This window comes from Marinobacter sp., assembly GCF_052094685.1.
GTDB lineage: Bacteria > Pseudomonadota > Gammaproteobacteria > Pseudomonadales > Oleiphilaceae > Marinobacter.
The window spans coordinates 13,609-29,519 of record NZ_JBQDKB010000045.1 but is presented as its reverse complement, the minus strand read 5'-3'; the positions used below and the strand labels follow the sequence as shown (position 1 = coordinate 29,519).

Annotated in this window: 12 protein-coding genes and 1 pseudogene; 8 read left to right on the top strand and 5 right to left on the bottom strand. The window is 53.4% G+C overall.

The genetic code is table 11. The features are described from left to right. Positions 1 to 46: 46 nt before the first annotated feature. Together ACTH3S_RS10630 and ACTH3S_RS10625 are read right to left on the bottom strand one after the other, a co-directional pair. Positions 47 to 1,609: pseudogene (locus ACTH3S_RS10630) on the bottom strand (diguanylate cyclase domain-containing protein); the annotation flags it as partial. Positions 1,610 to 1,652: 43 nt separating this feature from the next. Continuing rightward, on the bottom strand, positions 1,653 to 3,614 hold the full coding sequence (locus ACTH3S_RS10625; RefSeq protein WP_441808986.1) for an HDOD domain-containing protein: 1,962 nt from the start codon (positions 3,612 to 3,614) through the stop codon (positions 1,653 to 1,655). 202 nt (positions 3,615 to 3,816) lie between these two features. On the opposite strand from ACTH3S_RS10625, the gene ACTH3S_RS10620 reads away from it, so the two are divergent. The 4 genes from ACTH3S_RS10620 to ACTH3S_RS10605 all read left to right on the top strand — a co-directional run bounded on the left by ACTH3S_RS10620 (position 3,817) and on the right by ACTH3S_RS10605 (position 9,793). Next, positions 3,817 to 5,115 carry a MinD/ParA family ATP-binding protein gene (locus ACTH3S_RS10620; protein ID WP_441808985.1) on the top strand — a complete coding sequence of 433 codons (1,299 nt, stop codon included), beginning with the start codon at positions 3,817 to 3,819 and terminating at the stop codon, positions 5,113 to 5,115. Between the two features lie 206 nt (positions 5,116 to 5,321). Further along, positions 5,322 to 6,860 (top strand): fatty acyl-CoA reductase, encoded by a 1,539-nt coding sequence (locus ACTH3S_RS10615; protein WP_441808984.1) that lies wholly within the window; start codon positions 5,322 to 5,324, stop codon positions 6,858 to 6,860. A gap of 277 nt (positions 6,861 to 7,137) precedes the next feature. Further along, positions 7,138 to 9,087 carry an acetate--CoA ligase gene (gene acs / locus ACTH3S_RS10610; protein ID WP_441808983.1) on the top strand — a complete coding sequence of 650 codons (1,950 nt, stop codon included), beginning with the start codon at positions 7,138 to 7,140 and terminating at the stop codon, positions 9,085 to 9,087. Between the two features lie 40 nt (positions 9,088 to 9,127). Continuing rightward, a complete protein-coding gene (locus ACTH3S_RS10605) occupies positions 9,128 to 9,793 on the top strand; it encodes a response regulator transcription factor (RefSeq protein WP_441808982.1) in 666 nt (221 codons plus the stop codon). A gap of 64 nt (positions 9,794 to 9,857) precedes the next feature. Here ACTH3S_RS10605 and ACTH3S_RS10600 read toward each other — a convergent pair whose 3' ends face one another. Beyond that, the gene (locus ACTH3S_RS10600; protein ID WP_441808981.1) at positions 9,858 to 10,841 is read right to left on the bottom strand and encodes a D-2-hydroxyacid dehydrogenase; all 984 of its coding nucleotides are present in this window, start codon (positions 10,839 to 10,841) and stop codon (positions 9,858 to 9,860) included. A 279-nt stretch (positions 10,842 to 11,120) separates the two neighbouring features. On the opposite strand from ACTH3S_RS10600, the gene ACTH3S_RS10595 reads away from it, so the two are divergent. From ACTH3S_RS10595 to ACTH3S_RS10585, 3 genes are all read left to right on the top strand, one after another. Further along, entirely contained in the window at positions 11,121 to 12,344 is a 1,224-nt protein-coding gene (locus ACTH3S_RS10595) for a pyridoxal phosphate-dependent aminotransferase (protein ID WP_441808980.1), read from the top strand. 9 nt (positions 12,345 to 12,353) lie between these two features. Next, positions 12,354 to 12,545 carry a CPXCG motif-containing cysteine-rich protein gene (locus ACTH3S_RS10590; RefSeq protein ID WP_441808979.1) on the top strand — a complete coding sequence of 64 codons (192 nt, stop codon included), beginning with the start codon at positions 12,354 to 12,356 and terminating at the stop codon, positions 12,543 to 12,545. 93 nt (positions 12,546 to 12,638) lie between these two features. Then, entirely contained in the window at positions 12,639 to 13,208 is a 570-nt protein-coding gene (locus tag ACTH3S_RS10585; RefSeq protein WP_441808978.1) for a DUF1439 domain-containing protein, read from the top strand. 59 nt (positions 13,209 to 13,267) lie between these two features. On the opposite strand, the gene ACTH3S_RS10580 is transcribed toward ACTH3S_RS10585, so the two are convergent. Beyond that, positions 13,268 to 14,422, bottom strand: a complete 1,155-nt coding sequence (locus ACTH3S_RS10580) for an isocitrate/isopropylmalate dehydrogenase family protein (RefSeq protein ID WP_441808977.1) — start codon at positions 14,420 to 14,422, stop codon at positions 13,268 to 13,270. A gap of 184 nt (positions 14,423 to 14,606) precedes the next feature. Here ACTH3S_RS10580 and ACTH3S_RS10575 point away from each other — a divergent pair, with 184 nt between their 5' ends. Further along, the gene (locus tag ACTH3S_RS10575; RefSeq protein WP_441808976.1) at positions 14,607 to 14,963 is read left to right on the top strand and encodes a hypothetical protein; all 357 of its coding nucleotides are present in this window, start codon (positions 14,607 to 14,609) and stop codon (positions 14,961 to 14,963) included. Here the strand turns inward: ACTH3S_RS10575 and ACTH3S_RS10570 are convergent. Then, positions 14,957 to 15,850 (bottom strand): LysR family transcriptional regulator, encoded by an 894-nt coding sequence (locus ACTH3S_RS10570; RefSeq protein ID WP_441808975.1) that lies wholly within the window; start codon positions 15,848 to 15,850, stop codon positions 14,957 to 14,959. The genes ACTH3S_RS10575 and ACTH3S_RS10570 overlap by 7 nt on opposite strands. Between the last annotated feature and the right edge of the window lie 61 nt (positions 15,851 to 15,911).

Genomic DNA, 15,911 nt, shown 5'->3' with positions numbered 1-15,911 from the left:
ACAAGATCACTTTAAACGCTGTCTGTCAGGTGCAAGTCCGACAGGCTGCTAGGCCAAGGAAATCCCGAGGATAGAGTAAGCCACGCTCAGGGTGCTGCCAGCGTACCAAGGCTTCCAGTCCAACAATTCGGTTCGTGCTTGCGCAAACCTGGGGCTGGTAAAACACCCGGAGTTCATCTCTTTCGAGCGCCAGGCGCAGATCCCGTTCCAAGTGCAGGCGGTGTGTGCTATCTACGCTCATGCTTTCCGAAAAAAAGCGGTAGCTGTCTTTGCCTCGGGCTTTCACATGATACATGGCGATATCGGCGTTCTGGATAAGCTGGTCCATGCTGCTGCCTGCTTCTGGATAGATCGCGATGCCGATGCTGACACCCACAAATACTTCATGCTCACCCAGCAGAAACGGCGCTTTGAGTGTTTTGATTAGTTTTCTGGCGATCTGGCTAGCATCTTCGTGGCTGTGAATAGACGGCAACAGCAGCGTGAACTCGTCACCACCAAACCGTGACAGGGTGTCGCCCTTGCGCAGGCAGCTTTCGAGGCGCTGGGTTACTGCTTGTAGCAGCCGGTCGCCCATGGCATGGCCAAGGGTGTCGTTAATAACTTTGAAGCGGTCGAGATCCAGAAACATCACCGCGAGCTGCTGGTTCGCGCGGCTTGCATGGGTAATGGCCAGCTCCAAGCGGTCTTTGAACAGGGCCCGGTTGGGTAGGCGTGTGAGCAGATCATGGTAGGCCTGAAAGTTGATAAACGCCTCGGCTTCCTTCCGCTCGGTAACGTCTCGGGCGGTTCCGTAGTAGCAGGCGTTTTGACCACTGCCGCCGCCATGGGTGTTGCTATTGTGCGTCCATGTTTGGGGGTCTATGGGAAAGGCAGTAATTTCAAAATGCCGCGTGGCTTTTCGGCTGCCGCGGGTTTTAAGGCGAATCTCTAGAGTGCGGGGGTTGTCTGCGCTGATATCCGGCGCGTTAAGCGCGTAGGTACCCCTGGCTACATCGCGGTCGTCCAGAATGTGCCGGAAATGTTGACCGCAAAGCTCAGTGGGCTTGTAACCCAACAGGTTTTCGATCTTGCTGTTAACAAAGCAGAAACGGCCATTTGCATCGAGCATGAAAACGATATCGGGCGAGCTGTTTACAATGTAGCGGTGAAGGGCTTCGGATTTCTCAAGACGCCCCTGTATGTTTTCATGGGCCTTCAATAACGATTGTTTGTCGGCGACGCCTTTTACCGTGGCGACCAGTTCCTCTGGATCAAAGGGTTTTCGGATATAGTCCAGCGCACCGCGTCGGAGCGCGCGGCTAACAGCTGTAAATGAGCTTTCTCCGCTGATCACGATGGTTCCGCAATCAGGCTGTTGGTTTACAAGGTGAGCCATAACCGAAAAACCATCGATTTCTGGCATGCGTAAATCTAACAGGGCAAGGTCGAAGGGGTGGGTGTCTATTAATTCACAGGCACGCTTTCCGCCATGGGCCTCAGTGACATCGTAGCCGCAGCTGCGCAGTAGAGCAGCCAGAGCTCCCGCCAGTCGAGGCTCGTCATCAACGACCAGAATACGCGCTGCCACTTGCCGCGAGAAGTGCCTGTTAGACCGTTCAAAAGCCATCGATTTGTATCCGTTCTACTTTGTCAGTCGGATTTGGTTTTTCCTAGCTGGCCGCAGGTAGCAAAATTCGGAAAGTGGTGCCTTCCTGCCCTGTGTGGCAAGCAACGATGCCGTCCATGTCATCAATAAGCTGTTTCACAATGCTCAGGCCCAAACCGCTGTGGCCTTCTCCTTTTGTGGTTTTGCCCGGTGTGAACAGGGCTTCTCGAACAGTGTCGGGTACGCCTTTACCTGTATCGATTACTTCCATTTCTACCCAGTTGCGATCGCCTTGCCACACTGGGGCTAATGTTTTGATCGTCACGGTGCCACCAGTATTTGGCAGGCTTTCAACGGCGTTTCGAATCAGGTTAATCAAAATCTGGCGAATAGCCGACGATCCGGCAACAATAAATGTCGGAGTGCGACACATTAGCACGTTCAAATGCAGGTTGCTGTTATTGAAAAGGCTGTCTTCAAACAACCGGATGAGGCTTTGTAATTCTGTATTGAGTTCAGATGTTTCTTCGTTTATATCGCTGGCGGTGTTTTGGCCCATTTGCAGCAGCAAATTGCCTGCGCGATCCAATTCTTCTCGCACAATGTCCAGCTCTTCCCAGGCGTCTGGGTCGTTAAGCCGGCTTCTTAATTGATGAATATACTGCCGTATGATAGTTAGAGGATTACTGATTTCATGCACTTGTCTGCGCAGATTGTCTATGGTTGTTGCCTGATTTATCTCGACCTTTGCCAGTTCGCTCGCGGGAGCAGAGTTTTTCTCCTGAAGAACGGTGCATAGCTGGTGGATAAATAGGTGTATAAGGTCGTTGGTTGTATCAGGCGTATGGCCATCGGTGCCCAGCACAAACACGCCGGGACAGTGGTCGTTGATGACCACCGGAATGGCTGTCAGTGAGTGAGTTCGCAGCAGCGATAAAAGTTGGCGGTCGAGCACCGTTGGCGTGCGCCCGCTCAGGCTGGCAGGTGTGCGTGAGGTGAACGCTTCGGTAAGCACGCTGCCGCCAGGTTCCGCAGTTACAGTCAAGTCTGGGTGTTGTCCGGTGGTACTGGAGAGCAGAACCAGATTGTTGTCTTCGTACCCAAGCCAAAGAGCAGGTAAACCGGTCGTCAGGGTAAGGCTGCTAACGGTTTCAGCGAGAATGGCACCGATCTGCCCAGAAAGATCGGCAAAGCCGATAGCTTGCTGAGCAATGGCTTGCCGCAATACGATTTGACGCAGTTGTTGGGATGCCAGATCGGCGTTGTAGCTGTTAATCAGCGGTATTCCTAAGGATTCGGCCATGGTGGAAACGTCATGGTTGATTCGCCGGTTGATCTCCCGGGTCAACTCCTCATTGAGTCCGAACATAGTGCCTGCAGCGGCAATGCCTGCGGAATCAGACAGTGCTAAGCGGGTGGCAAGGCTGACAATCTTGACCAAATGCCCCGCGTCTCGCAGTTCTGAGGGCAGCGCCTGTTGATAGCGCATGGCATCGGCTGCAAGCGGGCCTAGCCCCCACGAAGTAACCAGCTCCGCTGCAATGTCCGACTGCCGATCCATATACTGCTGCCTGATTTCCAGATCTGGCGTGTTGATGGCAATCAGTTCTCCGATGTTGTGGAGCATGCCAAGCATAAAGGCTTCGTCAGCCTCTGGATAACGGGTCAGAGTTGCGAGGGCTCGCGCAGTCATCGCAGTGGTGAGAGCGTGCCGCCAGAAATCCCGTAACTGCTGCCAGGCGCCGCCACCCAGCTCAAAAAGGGCTTGGCGTAAGGCCGCCGTGAGTATCAACGTTTTAAAACGCCGAGTTCCAAGGCGCATCAAGGCTTGGTCTATAGATCGAATTCCCGAAGTAGGGCCATAAAGTGCTGAGTTGGCTAGCGCCAAGATCCTAACCACGAGCGCTGTGTCTGAGGCTACGATTTCGCTGATCACGCGATAGCTTTCATCCCGTTGGCAGGCCTCAAGCGCGCGCAGAGTGACCTCCGGAAGACTCGGGAGCTGAAGATCCGGTATCGTATTCATAGATTGCCCGCCAGATCTGAGCTTCACTTTATGAAACCCTGTTCATTTGTTATCGAAGGTTGAGCTTAGACAAAAATTCACGGAGATCAACTAGTCGTTGTTCTCTTTTTGATCAGTATATTCATGGGGGCGGGATATGTGTACAATTTTTACATATTAAAGTGCTATTTGTTGCAATTGCAAGGATGTACGATCAGCCGCCATGAGTGCTCAGAAACCCCGCGTGCACAAGGTAAACCCACCCAGGACTATCGCTGTAACTGGCGGTAAGGGCGGTGTGGGCAAAACGTCGGTAGCTCTTAATCTGGCGCTTACTCTGGCTCGCCAAAAAAATCGCGTTTTGTTGCTGGACGGTGATACAGATCTTGCCAACGTTAGCATCATGCTGGGACTCTATCCTGAGCGAACGCTGGCCAATGTGGTTGCCGGTGAATGTCGTCTTGAGGATGTTCTTTTGGAGGCAGATTACGGCCTGCATATTGTACCAGGTGCGTCTGGTGTCCAAGAATGCATGGACATGGCGCCGGAAGAAAGTTTTCGTATCCTGCGAGCTCTTTCACTACTGGAAAGACGCTACGACTACGTTATAACGGATACCGCAGCAGGCCTCCAGCCTGCGGGTATACACATGATTGCGGCTGCTGAGCTGTCGTGTGTAGTTGTTACACCAGACCCTGCCTCACTGACTGATGCGTTTTCTCTTATTAAGGTTCTCAAACGCCGTGGATATCGAAGAACGCCTAGTGTGCTGATCAATATGGCACAGGGAGCCAGTCAGGCCCGTTCGGTTTTTCAGCGCCTGGATTCAGCCGCACGGCGCCACCTGCAATGCTCTCTTCACTACATGGGCGGGATCTGGCGCGACGAGACGTTGCGCCAGTCGGTTTTGAGCCAAAGGCCCGTTGCATTGTTGCCGCTGGCGGACCCGTCCTGTCGCCAATTCAATACGTTGGCCGACATGCTCGGTGTGCGCCTATCGCAACTACCCGTTCGCAAAGCTGGCATAGCGGCTTATTGGCATTCAGTCTCGAAGCGGCAGCAAGAGCCCGTACAAACCACGCCTGCAGAAACGAGTCCCCGCGAGCGATGTCTGCAAGCCGTTAATGAGCTGGACACGGTGCTCGGGCAGGCATCGGAGAGCGCAATGCTGCGCTACGATGTTTTTATTCGTTTGTTCGCACTGCTGGGCCGCACGCCAGACAACGATACCATCGAAATTATCCAAACAGGGTTAGGTGGCATCGCTTGGGATAGCCTGAGCCCAGAGCAGCGTGAACACCTGGCGGCTCATTTGCGGCACCTTGCTGACGAGATTTCGCCTGTAGATTCCCATACAAATGAACACAGTTTGCCCCAGGCGGTGCTCCCCGAGCCTTTTTACGACAGTATTAGATTTGGCGATCAAGACACGCTGATCAGAGCATTGAGAGAGCAGCCCTCTGATATCTCGCTGAGCCAGTTGCTACGGTCGCTGGCTGATAGAGAAAATAAGGATAGCTAAGAGGCATTGTTGGGCGCGACTGGACAAACATGCCTGTTAATCCGTCATTACATGATTTGGGTTTGTGGAGTAGCGTTTTGTGAGGGGCTTTGCGCGTAGGATTGTTTAGTGGGTTTTGGTGATAACCTTGCAGTTTGTCACCGCACTGCCACATAGATTGTGCAAGGATCGGATATGGTAGGAGTCAACGAAAAGGAGCTTTCACAATGGCAATGCACAAAGAAGGGGCTGGAGTGTCTTCGTCAAAAGTACTTGAGCAGTTACGTGGTAAGCATGTTCTGGTTACGGGCACCACGGGATTCCTTGGCAAAGTTGTTTTGGAAAAACTCATGCGTGCGGTGCCGGGCATTGGTGGTATACATTTGCTGATACGAGGCAATAAACGACACCCAGACGCACGTAGCCGTTTTCTTGATGAAATTGCCACCTCCTCCGTGTTTGACCGTTTGCGTGAGGAAAGCCCCGAGGCGTTCGAGGCTTTTCTGGAGGAGCGATTGCACTGTGTCACGGGGGAGGTAACACAGCCTGGTTTTGGTTTGGAGCCGAAGGCGGTGCAGGAACTGGCGGGCAGCATTGACGCTGTTATTAACTCTGCTGCCAGCGTTAATTTCCGCGAAGAGCTGGACAAGGCTTTGTCTATCAATACCGTTTGCCTTGAGAATATTGCTGAATTGGCACGCCAGAACCCATCTTTGGCGGTTGTTCAGGTTTCAACCTGTTACGTAAACGGAATGAATTCTGGTCAGATTACCGAATCGGTGATTAAACCAGCTGGCGAAGAAATCCCACGTAGCCCGGCTGGGTATTATGAAATTGAAGAGTTGGTCCGGCTCCTTCACGACAGCATCGCCGACGTGCGTTCGCGATACACGGGCAAAGAGTTGGAGCGCAAGCTTGTGGACTTGGGTATCCGTGAGGCAAATCGATACGGCTGGAGTGATACCTATACGTTTACCAAGTGGCTAGGTGAACAGCTGCTAATGAAGGCGCTTGAGGGCCGGGCTCTGACAATTGTGCGCCCGTCCATCATTGAGAGCGCTCTTGAAGAGCCAGCGCCTGGCTGGATTGAAGGGGTGAAAGTGGCTGACGCGATCATTCTTGCCTACGCCAGAGAAAAAGTGACGGTCTTCCCCGGCAAACGCTCTGGCATTATTGATGTCATTCCTGTCGACCTTGTGGCAAACGCAATTATCCTGGCGGTCGCTGAGGCCTTGGGTGAGCCTCCACGGACCCGGGTTTACCAGTGTTGTAGTGGCAGCTCCAATCCAGTGTCTCTGGGTGAGTTTATTGACCATTTGATGGCAGAAGCCAAAACCAATTACGCCACTTATGAGCGGCTTTTCTATCGCCAGCCGGTCAAGCCTTTTGTTGCGGTGAACCGGGCCTTGTTCGATGCTTTGGTCGGTGGCGCTCGCATCCCGCTCGCTCTTGCCCGACGCACCATGCGTATGCTGGGGCAGGATCGCGAGCTTAAAGTCTTACGTAATCTGGATACCACGCGTTCGCTGGCAACCATTTTTGGTTTTTACACCGCGCCGGATTATATTTTCCGCAATGACGATCTGTTGGCTCTGGCATCCCGTGTTGGGGAGGTGGACAAGGTTCTGTTTCCGGTAGATGCGCGCCAGATTGATTGGGCTGTGTATCTGCGCAAAATTCACTTGGCGGGGCTTAATCGTTACGCGCTGAGGGCGAAGAAAACGAACCGTCCCAGGTCGTCTCAGGTTCGCGAGCAAGCGGCCTAATCATACCGGGCCCCGTTTAGTGAGCCTGGTTTACCTCCCGGGTAAACCGCACTATTCTTTTATTTGAGGCTTAGCCTCTTAGAAAATTACCGTTAAGTTCTTGTAGGTTACTGAACGTTCTGCCCTAAAAGTTCAGGCACATTAGGACGTTAGTCTAATTCAATGTGTGGTGGTACACATGTTGAACTAAGGCTATGTGTCCGCGGGCCTGCATGCCCTATCGCTCTGAATTAACAAAACCGACAATTACAACAGACTCTGATCAAGGGGGAACACAATGACTGATAAACACCTTTATCCGGTAAGCCCTGATGTGGCCAAGCGGGCCTTGCTGAACCGGGAACAGTATGACGAAATGTATCGTCAGTCGATCGATGACCCCGATACGTTTTGGGGTGAGCACGGTAAACGTATTGACTGGATCAAGCCTTATACCAAAGTCAAAAACACAACCTTTGACTACGACGACCTTTCTATCAAATGGTTTGAAGACGGGCAGCTGAACGCCTCCGTGAACTGCCTTGATCGTCACCTGGAAACCCGCGGCGACCAGACAGCCATTATTTTTGAAGGTGATGATCCAGCCGACTCCTGTAACGTTACCTACCGTGAGCTGCATCGGGAAACCTGCAAGTTTGCCAACGTTCTTAAGGGCATGGGTGTAAAAAAAGGCGATGTTGTTACCGTCTATATGCCTATGATTGTTGAAACCGCCGTAGTTATGCTGGCCTGTGCGCGTATTGGCGCTATGCACTCGGTTGTTTTCGCAGGATTCTCGCCGGAAGCTCTGGCTTCACGCATCAAAAACGGCCAATCACGCTTCGTGATTACGGCAGATGAGGGGCTTCGTGGCGGCCGCAAGATTCAGCTCAAGAAGAATGTTGATGCAGCGCTTAAGATTGAGGGCGCAGAGGGCGTTGAGAAGGTAGTCGTTGTTACTCGCACAGGCTCCGATAGCATCGTTTGGAATGACAAGGTGGATGTGCGCTATGAAGACCTGATGAAAGCTGCATCTGAAGAGTGTGCGCCAGAAGCTATGAATTCTTGCGACCCGCTGTTCATGCTTTACACCTCAGGCTCCACCGGTGCCCCGAAGGGTGTCGTGCACGCGACCGGTGGTTATATGACCTATGTGTCTATGACTCATCAATACGTATTCGATTATCATGACGGTGATGTGTACTGGTGTACTGCAGACTTCGGCTGGGTGACCGGCCACAGTTATATTTTGTACGGTCCGCTATCTAATGGCGCGACAACTGTGCTATTTGAAGGTGTCCCTAATTACCCAGACATCTCCCGCATGGCGCAGGTAGTTGATAAGCACAAGGTTAATATTCTCTACACTGCACCAACGGCCATTCGCGCGTTGAAAGCCGAAGGCGATGCGTCTGTAGAAGGCACCACCCGAAGCAGTCTGAAATTACTTGGCTCCGTGGGCGAACCGATAAACCCTGAAGCCTGGGAGTGGTACCATCGGGTTATGGGCAACAGTAACTGCCCGATTGTGGATACCTGGTGGCAAACCGAGAATGGCGGCATCTTGATTACCCCCTTGCCTGGTGCCACTGATTTGAAGCCCGGCTCGGCCACGCTGCCGTTCTTCGGTGTGAAGCCCGGATTGGTTGATGCTAACGGTAACCTGTTGGAAGGCGAGGCGGAAGGTAATCTGGTAATTCTGGATAGCTGGCCAGGCCAGATGATCAGTATCTTCGGGGATCATGAGCGCTTCAAGCAAACCTACTTCAGCGCCTACCGAGGCATGTATTTCAGTGGGGATGGTGCTCGCCGCGATAGCGACGGTTACTACTGGATTACCGGCAGGGTAGACGACGTGCTGAACGTATCTGGCCACCGCTTGGGTACGGCCGAGGTTGAGAGTGCGCTGATTGCCCACGATAAGGTGGCTGAAGCTGCCGTAGTGGGTTACCCGCACGAACTTAAAGGGCAGGGCATCTATATCTATGTAACCCTTATGCAGGGCGAGGAGCCAACAGACGAGCTGAAGAAAGAGCTGGTCCAGTGGGTGCGTAAGGAAATCGGGCCAATTGCCTCGCCAGATATTATTCAGTGGGCAACCGATCTGCCTAAAACCCGTTCAGGCAAGATTATGCGTCGTATTTTGCGTAAGATTGCTGCAAACGAGCATGATCAGCTTGGAGATACGTCCACCTTGGCAGACCCAAGTGTGGTTGATGATCTCATCAGCGGTCGTGCTTTCAAATAATGTCTTAACGCAGGCCGAAAACCTGTGAGGAATCGGTTTAATGACACAAACAATTATCGTCGCTGATGACCATCCGCTGTTTCGGGCTGCCCTGAAGCAAGCAGTCAATCAAGCGGTACCTGATGCACAAACCGTAGAAGTGGATAGCATCAAGGCACTCCAGGCGTCGGTAGATTCGCACCCGGACGCAGATCTGGTTCTGCTTGATCTCAATATGCCGGGTGCGCACGGTTTCTCGGGGCTGGTGTTCATGCGTGGGCAGTACCCTGGGTTGCCAGTGGTGGTTGTGTCAGGTTCCGAAGAATTGCAGGTAATGCGGCGCTCGATTGACTACGGGGCGTCTGGCTTTATTCCAAAGTCGGCGCCACTGCCTACTATTACTGAAGCCATTCGTGGCATTCTTGAAGGCGATGTGTGGCTGCCAGACGGCGTGGCAGACAAGCTTGAACGTATGCATTCCGACACCACCGACTTCTCCGAGAAGCTGGCATCACTTACGCCACAGCAGTTCCGGGTGTTGGGTATGCTGGCAGAGGGGCTGCTGAACAAGCAGATTGCGTACGATCTGGATGTGTCTGAAGCCACCATCAAGGCACACATTACGGCGGTATTCCGTAAGCTTGGCGTTCGTAACCGAACTCAGGCGGTGATTGCGATACAGCAGATGGAGATTGATCCCACGGAGCAGTCGTTGTCTGGGAGTTGAGTTTCAGTTTTTTGAACTGAATAGAAAAACGGGAGCTTGAGGGCTCCCGTTTTTTTATGCCTGATTATTTGCTCCCCGCGTAACCCAGCTCTTTATTGACCAAGTTGAACAGCTCGCCATCGTTATTCCAGCGATCAAAGTTCTCCAGGAACTGATCGGTGAGGGCGCGTTTCCAGCCGATAAAGTCACCGGCCATGTGCGCTGTCATGGTTACGTTTTCCATATCCCAAAGAGGGTGGTTGTCTCTTAGTGGCTCCTCTTCGAAGACATCAAGCCCGGCGCCAGCAATCTCGCCACTCTTCAGGGCAGCGATCAAATCGTCGGTTTTAACAATCGGCCCGCGCCCTATGTTGATCAGGCGCGCTGTGTTTTTCATGGCTTTGAACGCTTTCTCGTCAAACAAACCTTCCGTTTGTGGTGTCAGCGGTGCGGCTATGACCACATAATCGGCTAGGCCCAGCTGCTCATAAAGATAATCGTTGCCGTGTACCGCAACAAAATCTGGATCTTCTGCGCGCGCTGTTCTGGCGACACCGTGCGGCTCCAAGCCTGCGGCACCCACCAAGCGACCAATCTGTCGGCCAATGGAGCCAGCACCAACCACCAGCACCCGCTTACCCTCTGCGCGCTCGGTATCCCTGTGCTTCCATTGATGCTTCATTTGCAGGCGTATAGAGCCCGGAAAGTCCTTGGCGAACATCAAAATGGTGCACAGCACGTATTCGGCGATGGTTCGGTCGAATATGCCCCTGGCATTGGTTACCACCACATTGCCTTTGGTCAGGGCGGGGAACATTAGCGCGTCCACCCCGGCGCTGGTGGCGTGAATCCACTTTAGTTTGTCCGCGCAGCCCCAGGCAGCCTCAAGCGCCTCGGTGCGAAAATCTGTCACCATCATCACATCGGTACCCGGTAGGGTGCTGCGTAGGGTTGCCTCGTCACTGGCGAAGCGCACGTCGGCATGTGCCCGAAGCGAGTCCATACCCGGTGGCTCCTGCTCGCCGGGTGCGGTGAGAACCGTTACAACAGGCTTGTTGCGCTGAGACATTGAACCTCCGCCTAATCAGATGACTGGTTATTGTGAGTGGTTTTCATGAGCCCCGTCATTGCCGCTGAGAGGCCCTCGTGACAGTCTGGTAGGCAGATGTCATTGGGTCAACCTCGGCCGGATTTGGTGGCGAATATTTTTCGGCTGAAAGTTAATCTAACGACATAAATCATGGGGTGCAGGGAGTTTTTCAAGCGGTCCCTTGTATGCCTCGATCTTACTGTCTAACCTGCAGTGGTAGTTCTGTTTTTGCCCCCGTTCCCGTTGCAGGAGGTTGTTATGGCAGACGCCAACAGAGATACCGGCCAGGATAAACCGAGGAAGGTGAAGTACCGGAAAAGTAAGGCCAGTTGGAACCCCGCCATGCAGGCAGTTCCGGTGCCAGGTATTCGGCGTATGGTCAATATGGCAGCCACCATGAAAGATGTTATTCATCTTTCGATTGGTCAGCCGGATCTGCCAACACCTAAGCATATTATTGATGCGTATGTCGACGCTCTTAACGCGGGACAGACCGGCTACACCATGGACGCCGGGTTGCCTGAATTGTTAGTGGCGCTGAGGGATTACTACGGCAAGCGGTACAACCGGAAGCTCACCAGAGATAACATTCTGGTTACCAGTGGTGCTACCGAGGCCATGTACCTCGCCATTTCGGCGACGGCAGCGCCGGGCCGGCAGTTTATTGTAACGGATCCGTCGTTCCTGCTTTATGCACCTCTAATTCGAATGAATGGGGGGGAGGTCAAGTTTGTGCCGACCCGCGCGGCGAACGACCATCAGCTTGATCCCGATGAGGTGATTCGAGCCATGGGCTCGCGTACCTTTGCACTGATACTCAACAACCCGAACAACCCAACTGGAGCGGTTTACCCTCGTAGCACCGTGGAAACCATTCTGGAAGAATGCGCCTATCGAGGCATACAGGTGTATGCCGATGAGGTTTATGACCACCTGATTTTTGATGACGATGATTTCGCCAGTGTCCTGAACTGCTCTATGGACCTGGACAACATCATGTGCATCAGCAGTTTCTCGAAAACATACAGCATGGCGGGGCTGCGTATAGGTTGGGTGATTTCCAGCCAAGCAGCGATTAAATCCCTACGGCGTTATCACATGTTCACCACTTCTGTGGCGAATACGCCCTCTCAATTTGCCGGCGTAGCGGCACTGACGGGGGATCAGCAGTGCGTAGCTGATATGCTGGGGATTTATCGGGAGCGTCGAGATAAAGTGGTAGAACTGGTCGAACAGACCCCCTACATGACAGGGTACAAGCCCGGGGGCGCGTTCTTTGCGTTCCCGGATCTGCCACCCCATGTTGATGGGTCCGATTTGGCGCTACGCATGCTTAAAGAAACCGGAGTGTGTTTAGTACCGGGAGACGCCTTTGGTGAAGGTTGTACCAACGCTGTGCGTATCAGTTTCTCAACCACCTGCGAGAATCTTGAGGCAGCGTTTGACCGCATCATCCCATGGATGGCCAAGCAACAGTTCTGAGGAGCGCCTATGTCGGCTCTGGATTCCGTACTTATCCAGTGCCCTTACTGCTGGGAGACGCTGGATATCAGCGTCGACCCTTCGGTAGCGGAACAGGAATACGTTGAAGACTGCCAGGTATGTTGTCAGCCTATTTTGTTGCGGGTTGTTTTCGATGATAATCTCACCCCTCACGTAGACGCTCGGGCCGAGAACGAGTAACTAGCCTGGATTCTGACTAATTATTAACCCGCCAGTCTTGTTCCGCTTTCTGTGCTGCCGCAGGATAGGCGTTCAATCCATGGAGAGTAAACAATGAATAAACTACACCTCAGTGGCCTTTGGGCCTTGGTGTTATTGGCCTTCGCTTTGTCTAGTGGCTGTGCCAGCCTTTCCCCTTATTCAATCTCGGAAGGAGAGCTTGAGCAGCACCTGCAGGACGCTGTGAGCGCCTATGACCGCAATCAATTGAAGAGTGGATCACCGCTCAGCCTGAGTCTTGATGGCGCCAATGTTACGCTGGGCCCAGATGGCCGTGATGTTGCGGTGATTGACTTGAAAGGCCAGGTGGCACTCAATGTGCTGATGGCCAAGCTGCCGGTTGATATTGCTTTGAAGGTGGAAGGGGCGCCGGTTTACGACAGCAAAGAAAAAGCGATTTTTATCCGCCGGGTAAAATTGCTAGATAGCAACGTTGATGCCGGCTTTTTCAAGGGCGATCTTGGGCCAGTTACCGATAAGGTGATGGGGGTTGTCGCCCAGATGCTGGAAACCATGCCGGTTTACCGTTTGGATGAAACCAACACGGCCCAGAAAATGTTTGGCCTGTTGCCCACAGATATTCGTGTAGCGCCTGGCCGCCTTGAATTTGTGATGGCTGACTAATAAATAGTTGCGAATGGAGCAGAGCCAGAAAACGTTGTCTGGCTCTGCAGTACTTACTTTTAGGCGGTTAGCCGTTGGCAAATCGCTTCGCCAATCTCCTGTGTTCCCCGCCGCGCGCCGGTATTCTCTGCCAGATCTGCTGCCACCGCATCAAACAGTTCTTTGCCAGCTTGTGCCATGCCTGCGTCTTGGCGACCTAACCATTCCAGCATGCGGGCTGCGGTAAATAGCATGGCTGTTGGGTCCGCCACGCCCTGGCCTGCAATGTCTGGCGCGCTGCCGTGGGTCGGCTCGAACATGGACGGCATATCTGGGTCCGTGGGGTTCAGGTTGCAAGACGGCGCAACCCCCATACCGCCAGACAACACGGCTGCAAGGTCTGTCAGGATGTCCCCCTGCAGGTTGCTGGCAACCACCACATCGAAGGCCCAAGGGCTTTGCACAAACTTCATGCACGCAGCATCCACCAGCTCATGATGGGTGGCGACGTCTGGGAACTCTTTGCTGATTTCTTCGAAGGCTTCGGTGTACATGTCGCCCCAGTAGCGCAGGGCATTTCGTTTGGTGATCAGGCACACTTGGCTTTCGCAGCTGCGGCCACCCAGCGTGCGAAAATCACGGGTGCGGCCCTCGTTTGCGCGCTCTGTTGCGCGCGTGCGGGCCTGCTCGAAACCGTAGCGAATAATGCGGTTGGTCGCTTTGCGGGTGAACACTTCCATCTGGGTGGCCGTTTCGTCCTCTGTTCCCTTGCGCAGACGGCCCCCTTGGCCCACATATTCGCCTTCGGAGTTTTCCCGAATCACCAGCATGTCTATATCTTTCGCCCGCTCATCGGCCAGATACTGACGGGCACCGGGTAACAGTCGGGCAGGGCGCTCGCAAACCCACTGATCGAAACCTTTGCGCATATCCAGTAAAGGAGCCAGTGAGACGCTGTCGGTTAACAGGTAACGATTTGGGTCATCCACGGGGCCAGGATCGCCCAATGCGCCGAGTAATATGGCGTCATAAGCTTTGAGCTGAGCCAGGGCATCCTCAGGCATGGATTCACCATGCTCTTGATGCCAAGCATGGGAAGGCCAGGGGAAAGTGGTCCACTCAAGCGCCAGGTTGTGTTTCGCGCGTAGGGTTTCCAAACAGCGTAAGGCTTCCCCCACAACTTCTGGGCCGATGCCGTCACCCGGAGTTACTGCGATACGGGAAGTTTGGGGCATTTTGGAGACTCCTTTTTAGATTGACTCGTATAGATAACAAACCCAGTTTAGTCACCGGGACAGGGGTTGCCACCGCCGGAAGAAATAAAGCGGTTTTACCCGCCTGCGTAGCAAGGCTATAGTGTGTTTCGCAACAGGCGCATTGGCACTTGTTATCTGCTTAACCGACGACAGGACGGCAATTTTGCTTTACCGACTTATTACCATTATTGGCGGCATAGTGTTTGTCGTCGCCTTGTTTGCACTGGTTTGGTTTTTCTGCAAGAAGTTTCTTGAGCATCACGGGGTTACCGATCGCGTATCAGACCGTGCCACTGAGCTCGCCACTTGGACGTTTGCAGGTATTAGCGTTGGGCTGGTGTTTGCAGTGGTCGGCGCGTTTATACTTGGCCCCTGGGCGTTTTACCGTACCCTGCGCGGCCATGAGATGCCTATTTCAGACGGCGCAGCGGTTTGGTGGGGATTTGGTATTGTGGTAGCATCCCTTGGCATTATGACCCTGGGTTTTTTCGGCTTTCTCGTGGCCGTTGGCGCCTACTGAATGGCTTTGAGTTGCTCTCTGAACCAAATCAATGCCGGTTCCCGGTCATAAGCTTTGTGCCAGTATAGATGCACGTCGAGAGAGGGTAGGTCTGCCGGTGGGTTTATGATGGTGATATTGGCCCGTTCCGAAATAATCCTGGCGTAGGTTTCGGGCATGGTCAGCAAAAGATCGGTGGCTTCCACCACTCGGCAGGCCGCGTAGTAATGCTGGCAGCGCAAGCGGATGCTGCGCTGAACTCCTAATCTCGATAGCTCAAAATCCTCAATCCCTGGTCCTTCTGTGCGCGACGATACCAGTACGTGGCGTGCGGAGAGATATCCTTTCATATCCAGTGTTTGTGATGCCAGTGGGTGGCCCTCTCGGGCCAGAACCACCAGTCTGTCTCGTCTTAAAAGTTCGTGGGAGGTCTGGCTGCTGACCGGCAACAGTACATCCACCGAAAAATCTAATTTTCCAGCGGCGAGCTGTGTTTCCATCTCCTTCCGTGGAACGCGTTTGCTGGCTATCTCCAGCACTGGATAGGGATCCAGCCGTTGCATAAGCTGGGGCAGGAATGTGGCCTCCAGAACATCCCGTAGGCCCAGTGAATAGGTTTTGCGTTGGTTGGCAGGGTCGAACGCGTGAAACTGGTTAACCGCACCCTGAATCTGGGTAAGCGCGGGCTTCATGGACTCGAGGAAACGGCGTGCCAGAGGTGTGGGTACCATCTGGTTGCCTTGGCGGGTAAATAATGGGTCGTCAAAATGCTCCCGCAGGCGAGATAAGGAATGACTGACTGCTGGCTGGGTTAGGTGCAGTGCCTTTGCTGCGCGAGTGAGGCTTCCTTCTCGGTATATAGTGTCAAACACATGCAGAAGGTTGAGATCCAAGCGTGCCCCGGCCATAGTCAGAGTGTTCCTGTAAATTAGTTTCATTAATAGTAAACGATAAGAATAATTCAGTCGC

Bases quoted from the DNA above. Each gene is read 5' to 3' on its own strand.
- ACTH3S_RS10625 (WP_441808986.1), bottom strand. From the start codon at position 3,614: ATGAATACGATACCGGATCTTCAGCTCCCGAGTCTTCCGGAGGTCACT.
- ACTH3S_RS10620 (WP_441808985.1), top strand. From the start codon at position 3,817: ATGAGTGCTCAGAAACCCCGCGTGCACAAGGTAAACCCACCCAGGACT.
- ACTH3S_RS10615 (WP_441808984.1), top strand. From the start codon at position 5,322: ATGGCAATGCACAAAGAAGGGGCTGGAGTGTCTTCGTCAAAAGTACTT.
- acs (WP_441808983.1), top strand. From the start codon at position 7,138: ATGACTGATAAACACCTTTATCCGGTAAGCCCTGATGTGGCCAAGCGG.
- ACTH3S_RS10605 (WP_441808982.1), top strand. From the start codon at position 9,128: ATGACACAAACAATTATCGTCGCTGATGACCATCCGCTGTTTCGGGCT.
- ACTH3S_RS10600 (WP_441808981.1), bottom strand. From the start codon at position 10,841: ATGTCTCAGCGCAACAAGCCTGTTGTAACGGTTCTCACCGCACCCGGC.
- ACTH3S_RS10595 (WP_441808980.1), top strand. From the start codon at position 11,121: ATGGCAGACGCCAACAGAGATACCGGCCAGGATAAACCGAGGAAGGTG.
- ACTH3S_RS10590 (WP_441808979.1), top strand. From the start codon at position 12,354: ATGTCGGCTCTGGATTCCGTACTTATCCAGTGCCCTTACTGCTGGGAG.
- ACTH3S_RS10585 (WP_441808978.1), top strand. From the start codon at position 12,639: ATGAATAAACTACACCTCAGTGGCCTTTGGGCCTTGGTGTTATTGGCC.
- ACTH3S_RS10580 (WP_441808977.1), bottom strand. From the start codon at position 14,422: ATGCCCCAAACTTCCCGTATCGCAGTAACTCCGGGTGACGGCATCGGC.
- ACTH3S_RS10570 (WP_441808975.1), bottom strand. From the start codon at position 15,850: ATGGCCGGGGCACGCTTGGATCTCAACCTTCTGCATGTGTTTGACACT.